12 protein-coding genes are annotated in these 13,087 nt (G+C 37.6%); 9 read left to right on the top strand and 3 right to left on the bottom strand.

Going from position 1 to position 13,087, the window contains the following annotated elements; genetic code table 11:
- Positions 1 to 16 precede the first annotated feature (16 nt).
- The 5 genes from IPM92_07880 (at position 17) to IPM92_07860 (ending at position 4,565) form a co-directional block, all read left to right on the top strand.
- Positions 17 to 562: a hypothetical protein gene (locus IPM92_07880; protein MBK9108286.1), complete on the top strand. Its 546-nt coding sequence runs from the start codon at positions 17 to 19 to the stop codon at positions 560 to 562.
- A 715-nt stretch (positions 563 to 1,277) separates the two neighbouring features.
- A complete protein-coding gene (locus IPM92_07875; protein ID MBK9108285.1) occupies positions 1,278 to 1,826 on the top strand; it encodes a hypothetical protein in 549 nt (182 codons plus the stop codon).
- Positions 1,827 to 1,870: 44 nt separating this feature from the next.
- A complete protein-coding gene (locus IPM92_07870) occupies positions 1,871 to 2,044 on the top strand; it encodes a hypothetical protein (GenBank protein MBK9108284.1) in 174 nt (57 codons plus the stop codon).
- A 35-nt stretch (positions 2,045 to 2,079) separates the two neighbouring features.
- Positions 2,080 to 3,720 (top strand): T9SS type A sorting domain-containing protein, encoded by a 1,641-nt coding sequence (locus tag IPM92_07865; protein ID MBK9108283.1) that lies wholly within the window; start codon positions 2,080 to 2,082, stop codon positions 3,718 to 3,720.
- Positions 3,717 to 4,565: a T9SS type A sorting domain-containing protein gene (locus tag IPM92_07860; GenBank protein MBK9108282.1), complete on the top strand. Its 849-nt coding sequence runs from the start codon at positions 3,717 to 3,719 to the stop codon at positions 4,563 to 4,565. Before IPM92_07865 ends, IPM92_07860 begins: the two co-directional genes overlap by 4 nt.
- A gap of 203 nt (positions 4,566 to 4,768) precedes the next feature.
- Here the strand turns inward: IPM92_07860 and IPM92_07855 are convergent, their stop codons facing one another.
- The 3 genes from IPM92_07855 to IPM92_07845 form a co-directional block, all read right to left on the bottom strand.
- A complete protein-coding gene (locus IPM92_07855; GenBank protein ID MBK9108281.1) occupies positions 4,769 to 6,178 on the bottom strand; it encodes a hypothetical protein in 1,410 nt (469 codons plus the stop codon).
- 193 nt (positions 6,179 to 6,371) lie between these two features.
- Complete coding sequence (locus IPM92_07850; GenBank protein ID MBK9108280.1) at positions 6,372 to 6,977, bottom strand: tRNA-(ms[2]io[6]A)-hydroxylase; 606 nt, start codon at positions 6,975 to 6,977, stop codon at positions 6,372 to 6,374.
- Positions 6,956 to 7,918 carry a hypothetical protein gene (locus IPM92_07845; protein MBK9108279.1) on the bottom strand — a complete coding sequence of 321 codons (963 nt, stop codon included), beginning with the start codon at positions 7,916 to 7,918 and terminating at the stop codon, positions 6,956 to 6,958. The genes IPM92_07850 and IPM92_07845 overlap by 22 nt, the downstream gene beginning before the upstream one ends.
- A gap of 174 nt (positions 7,919 to 8,092) precedes the next feature.
- Between IPM92_07845 and IPM92_07840 the strand changes: the two genes are divergently transcribed.
- The 4 genes from IPM92_07840 to trmD all read left to right on the top strand — a co-directional run bounded on the left by IPM92_07840 (position 8,093) and on the right by trmD (position 13,081).
- Positions 8,093 to 10,258 (top strand): S9 family peptidase, encoded by a 2,166-nt coding sequence (locus tag IPM92_07840; protein MBK9108278.1) that lies wholly within the window; start codon positions 8,093 to 8,095, stop codon positions 10,256 to 10,258.
- 51 nt (positions 10,259 to 10,309) lie between these two features.
- On the top strand, positions 10,310 to 11,680 hold the full coding sequence (locus IPM92_07835) for a dipeptidase (GenBank protein ID MBK9108277.1): 1,371 nt from the start codon (positions 10,310 to 10,312) through the stop codon (positions 11,678 to 11,680).
- 96 nt (positions 11,681 to 11,776) lie between these two features.
- Positions 11,777 to 12,364, top strand: a complete 588-nt coding sequence (locus IPM92_07830; GenBank protein ID MBK9108276.1) for an FKBP-type peptidyl-prolyl cis-trans isomerase — start codon at positions 11,777 to 11,779, stop codon at positions 12,362 to 12,364.
- A gap of 30 nt (positions 12,365 to 12,394) precedes the next feature.
- Positions 12,395 to 13,081, top strand: coding sequence for a tRNA (guanosine(37)-N1)-methyltransferase TrmD (trmD, locus tag IPM92_07825; GenBank protein MBK9108275.1), 687 nt, complete (start codon positions 12,395 to 12,397; stop codon positions 13,079 to 13,081).
- The last annotated feature ends 6 nt before the right edge of the window (positions 13,082 to 13,087 follow it).

Below are 13,087 nucleotides of genomic sequence, written 5' to 3'. Positions count from 1 at the left end.
ACATTTAAAATCGACTATGTTTGTTTATTTAGGATATATACTTGTTCTTGCAGGCATTTATTTGTTTGCGAAAACTTTCGGCTGGATTCAAAAAAAGCAAGAACCAGATACAAGACCTGAAGAGGCCCGAAAAATTGATCGAATAATTGCATTAGCACTTGCAACGATTTGTTTGGCAGCGGGTATTTATCTCAGTTTGAATAATGCTGAGACTCCTAAAACGAGTGTTCAGGCACCACAAAAAAAATCAGCTGCTTTTACTGGTGAGAATCTTCAATATTGGGATGCAGAAATGAAATCATTGCTCATTCAACAATGTCTCGAAAACGGAAAACGCACAGCAGAAAAATATCCCGATCTCGTACAGGATTATTGCAAATGCGCAACCGAAAAAATAACCCTTGCATATACGCCCGAGCAATACGGAAAACTCATCACCAAACCGGAAGAAGAACAAAGACAATCCATTGCACCGGTTGTTGAATCCTGTGTTGCCATCATGAGCAAATTGATCGAGCTTAGTCAGGATGTTCAAACGCAGAAATTAGAACAGGTGAAGTAAAAACTTGTAAATCGTCCTGATTTTGTAAGTGTTCAATTTTTTTCAATGCATCCGATCCCCACGCAATTCCAAAGACCGCATGATTTCCGCTTCCTTGTTAAGATACTCCTGCCATCTTTTGCGGACAGTAGTTTAGTTGGCTTATAATTTTATGCGTTTAGTATCCTATTAAATGCAATCGAAGTAAGGACCATATTCTTCATTATTTGGGTTTTTATTTCAAGTTCATTTATGTTCTTGAAGTGTTGATTTTGAAATTATTTATTTAGGAATAGTGAGTAAATTATTTAGAAAGTTTTAAAGTAGATCAAAGACAAAAGAATTTGAGAAATTACTTATTATACGAAGCCCAATGTCTGCATAATTTGGTTAAAATTATGTTAAAATTTACTCTTTGTTATACAGCCTATATAGATATAAATATATTGCAACGGAGGAGGATGATTTAGACATTCCGGATTTTAATAGAAAGGAATGCGTGGAGATTAATTAACCACAAAACCCCCATCGATATGGAGAACACTGAATATATACCACCCGACAAGAGTTGACCGGATGATTCTTATTTTGAATCTAATCTCATTAGAAATTAAAGATATGGATTCTAATTAAAAAATATTGATCAAAAGAATTTCCCGGTCAATGATTTCACTTTCATGCCCTTAATATTTTAAGGAGTAATTGACCATGTTTTTTTATTACAAAACTAAATAAAATGAGACTCAATAATTTGTATTATATTTTAATTTTCACGGTAGGATTTTTCTCCTGTGAAGTAACCAACTCCGAAGACTCCCGTTTTACGGATGAAAAATCGAATACCAATCTTACCTTAAGATCAGATGAATACTGTTTTGACGAAGAGGAACAGGAAGACTGCGTAAAAACGGCAACAGCTGCGGTCCAATTGCTTAATGTAGAAGGCTATTCACCCTGTCAGGTTTATGCGACCTACGATTTATGGAGATGTCAGGATCAAGGCGTTTTATCAAAATTTGTCATAACGAATTTTGAAATTTCTCTTTTGACCAATGGATGCGACTCCCTGTTGGATAGGTGGGACTCCATCGCCGCAGTGCCGGATTATGCCACACTGGTAGCCGAGATGGATTTGTTTTATGCTAAAGCGAAAAAATCCCTGGAAAGATATCTGGTAGGACAATTATTTGCAAATACTGCTTACAGAGACACATTTGCTTGTGGAGGTAATTTTGGTGTTTTTGCAGTGACTTTTACTCAGCACTTTGTTATATTTGGTGCGTAATAGAATATCCAAATGAGGAGCCACCCCGCACAGAATGGAGCCAATTGATCTGTGGTACCGCTTGTTGCAAAAAGGAAACACCCTGGTGTTGGACGGGTACTACTTATCAGGAAGGAACTCCCTCCTTTACTGATTTTGGAGATTGTGCCGAGGATACCCTGGATCCGTGTTATGGTGGTACGGAATACGGCGATTGCGATGACCATAGCTGTCAGTGACAAATGAAATTAGTTTTAATTATAAACGAATTATTATGTACGATTCCAAAGTTAAATATGTAAGTTTTATAGTCCATTTACTTTCATTCACCAGCCTTTTTGGTCAAAGAGATCCATTAGCTGATATTTTTTCAAATAAACAACCGATATGGGCCCATGCTGCCATTGACTCTTCTGCCATTGGGTACAAGGGAAGGACTGGAATGGATTGGTATTGTTGTCTCGCTGAGCGAAAAATACTGATTCATGAAGGTGCATTATATTTGGTTTACTTAAATGAAATTGAAGATATATCCGGAAATTTCATAGAAAAACTGGACTTAAAAACTGGAAAATCATTGTGGAGCAATGCCTATGATTTAAGACACTCTCCTAAACGGGAATACACCAACCGATATTTTATCAATGAAGAAAATCAACTGGAATTGTTGAATTTCCGGTACAATTATGACACAGTTTGGTGGTTATACCCCATCTGGGATAATGGCAAACTCAGCATACGCAAATATGATCTGGATACGGGAAAGGAAATATATAAATACCATTCTCCTATTGAAGATTCAATATTTCCTGCTTTTAAAGTCCATTTATATCAACACTCTTACTTGCATAAAGATAATAATGGTGATTACTTTGTTTATACGATGAGGGAGAAGGTTAGTATCCCTGCATTTGATATGGCAAAAACAAGATTGGATTCTATTGGCAAATACAAGAATTTGGAAAACGTACATACCATGGTTGGTGCGTATAAAAATGTAATACCTTACACTGAAATTCCGATTTTAAATAATCATAGTTTTGACACTATTGTAAGGTTGCTTCACACCTTTAAAAACAATCCATATATAACAGGGGATAGTATGGAGTTTAAAATATTTCTGCTCGACGAAAAATTAAATGAACTGGCTTCATTTGATGTCACTAACCAAATGTCAAACATTAGGGAGTATTATTTGAACAAAGTGGGTGATGGAATCATTGGCGTAATAGGAAGGGAATATACTAAAAATGAATATCCATTGCAACACATTTTTATTTTTGACTTTGAGGGTAATTTAAAGGAAGAAATTATATTGCCAACAAGAATTAATAAAGGTTATGGAATTTGTAATGGTATTTTGAAACTTAAAAATGAACCTGGTGTTTTGTTATCTTGCGATGAAACTGAAGAAAAGACCAAAACGGGATTTGCATTTTATAAATCCGATGGGAATGGAAATATTATACTGCATTCGGAAATCATAACGAAAGACAGTTTTAATACTGGAGGTTATATGAGTATGTATGAAATTGAACCCAATAAAATTTTAACAGGAACCAGATATCGACAAGCACATTTAAAAGTTGGTGAGTATGAGCAAACGGAACGTTTCATTACAGCTCTATGGGATCTTGATGCATTGACAAAAACACAACAAGGAAATGAATTAAAAAAGTCGATGATTCTAATGCCAAATCCAGCAGTTGATTGGATCAAAGTTAAAATTGAGGAAGAGGGCCTTTTCAAATTAAATCTTTATGATTTGAAAGGACAGTTGCTTTTGCAAAAGGACTTATCAATCCAAAACAATATTATAAATATTAAAGAGCTGCCCGAAGCAAGCTATATTGTGGAATTGAGGAATGAATTGAATGTGTTGATTTACGCTGGTAAACTAATCAAGATAAAATGAACAAGGTGGCTCTTATTCTGTCTTCATGTCCTTATCTATTTTTGCTAAATTCTATACAAGCCCAACAATTTCGAAACGGGGATTTTGAAAATGTAAATGCTCAATCATGCGTATTTAATTTGTCGGATAAAGATTTCAATAAACGTATGGCTTATGTGTATGCATTTGGAAAAAACAATACAGGCAGGATGGATCCCGGTCAAATTGATATCCATACGTTTGATTGCTTCGTGGATCCTCAAAGCAATAAGTTTTGTATAGGATTGGCTGGTGAGAGTTATACCGGCCTCACATCGGATGCTGTGGCCCTTGAATTGGACAAAGAGCTGGAGCCGGGTGAAATGTATGCCCTCCGTTTTTATTTATTCGGTAACACTACGAATCACGATACAATTGCCGAAGTTTATATTGGGGAATCTTTATCAGACACATTATTTGGCATATTTATAGATACCGCATTTCCTCAGCGTATGACATGGGTAGAAGTGCATAAAATATTCAAGGCAACGCAGAATTCGAAGTATATAACGATCAAAAACAAAGTAGGCCACCGAAGCTGGAATCAAATTGACAATTTTAGGCTGACCCATATTACAAAAATTGATGATAAAGCAACTCAGAATTCAGATATATATTTGTTTCCCAATCCTGCTCATGGATTGGTTCAGATTAAAAATTTAATTGAACCCCTTCCGGTGAAAATTGAAATATATGATTCAAACGGAAGATTGAAAGTTGTTTATCAAACAATGGATTTCGATATATCTGGTTTGGAAAAGGGAATTTATATTGTTAAAATCTATTCAGAACATAAACTTTATCTAAAGAGATTGATTGTGAATTGACGATCTTATTGTTTATAATTCCCCCTTGCCTTTACACCCGAACAATACGGACAACTCATCACCAAACCGGAAGAAGAACAAAGACAATCCTTTGCTCCAGTAGTCGAATCCTGTGTTGCCATCATGAGCAAATTGATCGAGCTTAGTCAGGATGTTCAGACGCAGAAATTAGAGCAGGTGAAGTAGGGGAGTATAAGTTTTTCTTAAAGTAGCGGTTTTAGAAATAATATAATTCCTTTAGAATCCATTATTTTTAGAAATAAAGGTTTAGCTAAAGTTGATGGAAGAGTAAGCTCAAACTGGGTGGTATGCTTTGTTTCATTTTTTATTGTAGCGCCAGTTAAATCAATAATTTCTAAATAGAACGGTGCTTTGTGATGATCCTGAATCCAAACATTTATTTTTTGATTCACAGGCAAAGGATAAACTACTATGTTTTCGTATTTATCATTGGGATCTGTGAAATTGCGTGTGGAAAATTTAGAAATAAATATTTTATTTATTAGTTCAGAATCTGAAATGTCAGCTGTCCCTGCTAGAATTAAGTTTTGATATTTATCAAATGCCAGTGAATTGACTTCATCACCTTCAGTTCCGACATCCGAATATTTATCCCAAATGAATGTTCCGGTTTTAGAAAATTTACTTAGCAAATACCGACCTCTATGCCCTAACACAAATTCTCCTTCAGTGCCTCCAAGGATAATTTCTTCATTGGGGTTTTCAATTGCGCAATTGTAGCTTTTATAGGAGATGCCATATGGCCAATTAGGTTTGCCAGGAAAGATGTATTTGCTCCACAAAAGATAGCCAATCGCATTGATCCTAAGAATTTTGGTATAAAACATCGAATCCGACTCAATATCATAACATATCAACAAGTCACTAGATTTTGTTTCGTATGCCAATAGTCTATATTGTGGCAATTCTAAGCTATCGATTGATATTGAAAATATTTTATTCTGACCAGAATTTTCGAATTTTTCTAGGATCGTATTTTGATTTTCTGTCCTGGTTGCCAAAATACTACCATCTAATAACCGGGCAATAATGGAATTAAGAGGATATGCTTCGCAAGGTTGATCATAGATTACTGCTCTATGTCGGGTATGGTATTGGATGTGGAAATTGCATTTAGTTTTCAAAAGCTCTCCATATGTGTAAATGACTTCGTTCACCGCAAATGCTTTATCGATACGTGCATTTGGCTCTCGTAAACTGCCAAGAACATTGTAATAACTGCTGTCGACTGTATTTGTTAACTTGTTTATAGATATGAGCTTTCCATTCGCAAAAAGGATGAAAAGGAGACTATCATAAAGCATAGTCTGCAGGACAACTTGTTTAATGTCATATGTATAATTATCCCAATCAAACTGAACCAGTTTTTTACCTTCTTGATTGTATAAATCCGTAAAATTGATACATCCGATTCCCTGTTTGCAAGCACTACCTGACAAAGCAAATGTTTGGTGATCTATTTTTGTCAATAAAGGCTTTTGCGTGGTAATTGGATATTTATGAATCCATAATTCATTTTGACAAAAGACAGGCCAGATAAAATAAAGATTTAGTATCGGGCTTAAACAATAACAAAAGAGTGATTTTTTCAAGGCCTGCGTATAATATGATTAATAAATATATCTAATAGCCATTCATTTGGAGTGGCAGGGTTTGGTTATTTTTATTAAATCCAATTAAAGGATCTTAAAATAATAACGTTGGGGAAACGAATGGGCTGCTTCAGTAGCTTGTTAAAATGAATTCTTATTACAACTATATTGAGATTATGTATTTTATTTTTACTCAATGCATCCTATCTCCACGCAATTCCAATGTCCGCATGATTTCCGCTTCCTTGTCGAGATACTCCTGCCATCTTTCGCGAACTTTTGTTTTGCCGGCATATAATTCCGCAAGTTGTAAAAACATTTTGTAATGGCCTGCTTCGGAGACCATAAAATGGTGATAAAAATCCTGAAGCCCTTCGTCTTTGAGATGGAGCGATAATAAACGGAATCGTTCGCAACTCCGGGCTTCAATTAATGCACAACTTAAAAGGAGTTCGATAAGCCGGGTTTCACGCGAACCACCTTTAATTTGAAATGACAATAAAGCATGTACATATTCATCTTTGCGCTGAAACCCAAGTTTTAAATTTCTCTTGCGCAGTTCCTGGATTACGAGTCGAAAATGCCCCCATTCTTCAGTAACGACAGGTGCTACTTGTTCGACCAATTCCAGTTTGTCAGGATACAGTTGAATTAAAGAAATACATGCGCTTGCTGCTTTTTGTTCGCAATAGGCATGGTCAGTCAAGATGTCCTCCAACGACATTGAGGCAAGATCTACCCACCGAGGATCGGTTGGCAAGTGAAGTCCAAGTTTGCTCAGTTCTTTGTTTTCAGACATGCAAACATATTTTGAAGGACATCCAGGTCTACGATTTCGTATTTATCTGCACCACTGGTCCAAACGAAAGTGAGTGTATCCAGTTCTTCTTCAGACAATCTATGTAGGTCTTCCTTGTCAAGTTTATATTTTACCTGATAGGCAGTTTGCCCTGTTGCAGTTATCGATTGTGCATCTGTAACTGCCAAGGCTTGCAAATAAATAAATGAACCATTTATAAAATCAATCCTGCTGGGTGAAGCTGCATCAATACTGCCAATCATTTTTTCAGCCTGCGGACTATTGAAAATAAATTTGAGTTCGAGAAAATAATCCTTTTCCGATTTGATAAAACGGGCTTTGCATTCCAGGAACTCGGAATCTTTATAATAGGCATCCAGTTTGGGTTCCGTAAATTCAAACAAAGTTTCAAATTCATTGGCCAAAGATTTTCCATCCTTACTTTTCGTTAACTGACAAAAATGATGAATAGGCTGCACATAGACTTCTGTTTTCGTAGCTACGTAATCTTTAGCTGTAATAATTTTTTGTTGTTCGAAATCAGGTAGTTTGTTTTTTTCTAACACCTTTAAATGATCAGAAATACGCCTAAGATCTTGCAAAGCTGTTTTTTCCGTGCGGTATCTTAATTGTCTGATTTCACCAAGCAATTCTCTTAGATAATTTCGATTGCGGAGATGGTCAACATAATGATCGTTCTGAATATTGTGCTTTACTTTGAGGTCGCGATTTTTCGAGGCAGTCATCAAAAATTTCAGGGAATCCAAATTCCTTTGGTCTGAGTTAATCAGAACATCCATTTGCTGTAGCTGATCTTTGATCCGTTCTTCAAGGCGGCTTATGGTGTCTTGTGCAATCCCAAACTGGGGCATTAAGCTAAAGCCGAAAAGCATTAAATACTTGCTGCAGATGTGTATAAAATCTTGGGTTCTCTTATTCATGACTTTCTATCTAAACTGCTTAAAGGAAGCATATATTTAGGTTTCATACCATTCAAGCCTTTTATAACATTAATTTCTCCATTCTGTAAAAAATATACTGAATTAGCCCCAAAACTACATAATTCGAGGGCTATTCAGTAATTTTGGCGCCTGAATTGAAGAAACCCAACTCGCATGAATATAATTCGATACTTTTTATTTTTTACACTACTCATTATGCTTTGGGCATGTAAGAATATGAACACCCAACCAGATAAAGCGGCATTTGATACTAAAATCAACACTTATCCAGATACCCGGATGGATACTGTAATTGATAATTATTTCGGCAATAGCGTTCCCGATCCCTTTAGATGGCTCGAAGATGACCGTTCAGCAGAAACCGGAGAATGGGTCAAGCGCCAAAATGAATTAAGCTTTTCCTATCTCGATAAAATACCTTTCCGTAAGGCTTTGCGCCAACGACTTGAAGTATTGTTTAATTACGAGCGTTGGAGCACTCCGATCAAAAAGTCAGGGCACTATTATTTTTTTAAAAATAACGGCCTTCAAAATCAGGATGTGCTCTATGGTACAGATAGTTTGGGTAAAGAACCAAAGCTGATCATCGATCCCAACGCATTTTCAAAAGATGGTACCAGTTCGCTGAGTTCCTATTCTTTTTCAAAGGATGGAAGATACATGGCCTTTCAGGTGTCTGAAGGGGGTTCTGATTGGAACAATATCCTCGTATTAGATCTCGAAAGCAATGAACATTTGAAAGACACCATACGCTGGGTCAAATTCAGCAATGCAGAGTGGCGGGGAGATGGATTTTATTACAGCCGCTATCCTTCTCCAGAAGGAGGAAATTTGTATTCAGCCAAAAATGAATTTCATTCCGTGTATTTTCACAAATTGGGTACGCCCCAATCTGAAGACAAATTGATTTATGTCGATAAAAAATATCCCCAACGCAATGCCAGTGTTAGTTTGACTGATGATGAGCGTTTTTTAATTTTATCTACGGTCGAATCCACCAGTGGCAATGCCTTTGCCGTCATGGATCTCAAAGCTTCTAAACCGGAATTCAAATCGATTGTTCAGACCTTTGAAAGTGACTACAACATTATCGGCAATATTGGTGATGAAATTTTTGTACACACCAATGCGGGCAGTCCAAATTGGAGGATATGCAGTTTCAATGTGAATCAGGCAGATGTCAAAACCTGGAAGGATATCATAACGGAAGGGCAGGATCGCATCGAAGCTGTAAAATTAATTGGCGGCAAACTGATCGTCACATTTATTCACGATGCATATCATCTGGTTAAAATATTTTCGACTACAGGAGATGTTTTACATGAATTAAAACTTCCTGAATTGGGTACTGTAGGTAGTTTTAGCGGAGATCAAAATGACAACGAAACATTTTATTCCTTCACTTCATTTGTAAGGCCAAACACAGTGTATCGTTTAGATTTGGAAAATTTTAAATCCGAATTATTTTTTGCGCCCAAAATAAATGGATACGATCCGGATTTATACACGACAGAACAAGTTTGGTATAAAAGTAAAGACAGTACTCCGGTGCCAATGTTCCTTACCTATAAAAAAGGATTGTTAGATGAAAAAACGAGCCAAAATCACAATCCAACTATTTTATATGGATATGGAGGCTTCGATATTTCCGTTTTGCCCAATTTTGCTGTTTCACGTTTGATACTTCTGGAGAACAAAGGCATTTTTGCAGTTGCCAACATTCGGGGTGGTGGTGAGTTCGGTCAAAAATGGCATGAGTCCGGCACAAAAGAACAGAAACAAAACGTCTTTGATGATTTTATAGCTGCTGCAGATCACCTTGTAAATAACAACTATACTCAAAAGGATTATTTGGCCATTGAAGGAAGGTCTAATGGCGGATTGCTCGTAGGTGCCTGTATGACCCAGCGGCCGGATCTTTGCAAAGTTGCATTCCCGGGTGTCGGTGTTCTCGATATGCTGCGTTATCATAAATTTACAATCGGCTGGGCATGGGCTACTGATTATGGTACTTCCGAAACGAAAGCGGGTTTTGATTATCTCATCAAATATTCCCCATTACACAATTTAAAACCAGCTTCTTATCCTGCTACAATGGTGATTACGGCCGATCACGACGACCGGGTCGTTCCCGCTCATTCATTTAAGTTCGGAGCTGCTTTGCAAAAGGCCCAGACCGGGGCAAATCCTTGTTTGATCCGCATTGACGTGAGTGCTGGGCATGGAGCTGGCAAACCAACGGGTAAAAGACTGGATGAAAGCGCCGACATGTTAAGTTTTATGTTTTTTAACATGCAAGTTGATCCCATTTTAAAATAAGCCTATCATATTTTCGTTACTTAACATTTAATGCACAAAAACCTTATCAAAATGAATGCAACACAATACCTCGATTCCAATAAACAAAGGTTTCTCGATGAATTACTCGAATTGTTGAGAATCCCTTCTGTAAGCGCTGATTCTACACATAATGCAGACACATTCCGCTGCGCTGAAGCGGTAAAGCAAGCTTTGCTGGACGCCGGTTGCACGCTTGCAGAAATTTGCAAGACCAAAGGACATCCCGTCGTTTATGGGGAGCTCATATTGGATCCCAAACTGCCAACGGTTTTGACTTATGGTCACTATGATGTGCAACCACCCGATCCACTGGATCTATGGACCAGCGGACCCTTTGATCCGGTCGTTAAAGACGGAAAAATTTATGCCAGAGGAGCTTGTGACGATAAGGGTCAGGTGTTTATGCACATCAAAGCCTTGGAATGTATGGTTAAAACAAATTCTTTGCCCTGTAATTTAAAATTCATGATCGAAGGGGAAGAAGAAGTTGGTTCTGCCAATCTTGGAAAATTCTTAAAGGCCAATAAAGAAAAATTAAAAGCAGATATCGTTTTGGTGAGCGATACTTCCATGATTTCTATGGATACCCCATCTCTCGAAACAGGACTTAGAGGACTTGCTTATATGGAAGTTGAAGTGACGGGTCCCAACAGAGACCTGCATTCAGGAGTATATGGTGGCGCAGTTCCAAACCCTATTACCATTCTGGCAAAAATGATTGCATCGCTGCACGATAAAAATAACAAGATTAAAGTCAGAGGTTTTTACAGAGATGTTATTGATCTTACGGAGTCAGAAAGAAAAGATTTGAACAAAGCACCTTTTAACGAAGAAGAATACAAAAAAGATCTCGACATCGATGATGTATGGGGAGAAACGGGCTATACCACCCTCGAACGAACAGGTGTTAGGCCTACACTCGAATTAAATGGTATTTGGGGAGGATATACTGGCGAAGGAGCAAAAACCGTATTGCCTTCAAAAGCTTATGCAAAGATCAGTATGCGTATTGTGCCAAACCAGAATTCTAAAAAAATAGCCAAACAATTTACCAAACATTTCGAACGCATTGCACCTCCGGGAGTAAAAGTTAAAGTTACGGAATTACATGGTGGTGAACCTGTAGTGACACCGACAGACAGTAAGGCCTATAAGGCGGCAGCAAAAGCAATTGAGACGACTTTTGGAAAAAAACCAATACCGACTCGTGGTGGCGGTAGTATACCTATCGTTGCTCTTTTTGAAAAAGTATTGGGTTTAAAAACGGTATTGATGGGCTTTGGTTTGGATTCCGATAATATACATTCGCCTAACGAGCATTATGGGCTGACAAATTATTATAAGGGAATTGAAACCATTCCATATTTCCTGAAGTATTATACTGAAATGAAAAATAAATAAGTACTAAATAAACAAAGAATGAAAAATATTTTCGCAATTATTACATTAACCGCTTTGTGTTTTAACACGATGAACGCACAGCAAAAAGAAATGAAGATGGATACATTGAGTTACAGCATTGGCGTATTGTTTGGCAGCAGTCTGAAACAACAAGGTTTGGATAAAATTAATGCAGCAGACCTTGCAGAAGCATTTGACGCTGTTATGAGTGGGAAAACCACCAAATTGACTAAAGACCAGGCAACCCAAATTTATTCGAAAGCGATGGGTGAATTAACAGCCAAAGCAGGGAATGCAGCTAAAGAAGAAGGGGAGATGTTTCTGAAAAATAATTCTAAAAGAGAAGGTGTCATAAGTTTACCAAGTGGACTTCAATATGAAATTCTTAAAATGGGAGATGGAGCAAAACCGACAGCCACTTCCAAAGTGAAAACACATTACCACGGAACTTTGATCAACGGTAAGGTATTCGATAGCAGTGTTGATAGAGGAGAACCGATTTCATTTCCATTAAATGGAGTGATTAAAGGTTGGACCGAAGCTTTACAGTTAATGCCAGTAGGTTCCAAGTGGAAATTGTATTTACCTTATCACCTGGCTTATGGGGAGAGAGGTGCAGGAGCAGATATTAAACCATACGCTGCTTTGATCTTCGAAGTAGAACTTCTGGGAATAGAAGAATAATTCATTTACCGGACTATAAAATCTGGGTCTATGCATTTTACCATTGTGAGCGTTGTCCCGGAACTCATGAAAAGTCCCTTAGGGCACTCTATCATACAGCGCGCTCAGGAAAGGGGTTTGTTGACGATTGAATGCATAGACTTACGATCGTTCGGTATAGGTTCTTATAAACAGTTAGATGACTATTCGTATGGCGGAGCTGCTGGAATGGTCCTGATGTTGGAGCCTCTGGTCAACTGTGTTGAGTCGCTCAAAAAATCGCGAGTTTATGACGAAGTAATTTATCTAACGCCTGATGGAGAAACCTTCAATCAAGCTTTAGCCAATCAGCTCAGTCTAAAAGAAAATTTACTCATCATCTGTGGGCATTATAAAGGTGTGGATCAGCGATTCAGAGATCATTGGGTGACCATGGAGATTTCCGTTGGTGATTATGTATTATCAGGTGGTGAACTCGCTGCTTGTGTTTTGGTTGATGCCATCGGAAGAATTATTCCCGGCGTATTGAATGATGAAACATCAGCACTTACAGATTCCTTTCAGGATAATCTTTTAGCACCCCCTGTATACACGCGACCAGCAAATTTCAGAGGATATGACGTTCCGGACATTTTACTCAGCGGTCATCAAGCCAAAATAGATGATTGGAATTTTGAACAGTCATTGCAGCGCACCCAACTTAAAAGACCTGACCTTTTGAAGGATTCCCAAGATTAACTTACA

It is taken from the genome of Saprospiraceae bacterium (assembly GCA_016719615.1).
Lineage (GTDB): Bacteria > Bacteroidota > Bacteroidia > Chitinophagales > Saprospiraceae > Vicinibacter.
Note: the sequence above shows the minus strand (reverse complement) of the source record. Positions and strands in the feature narration are given on the sequence as shown.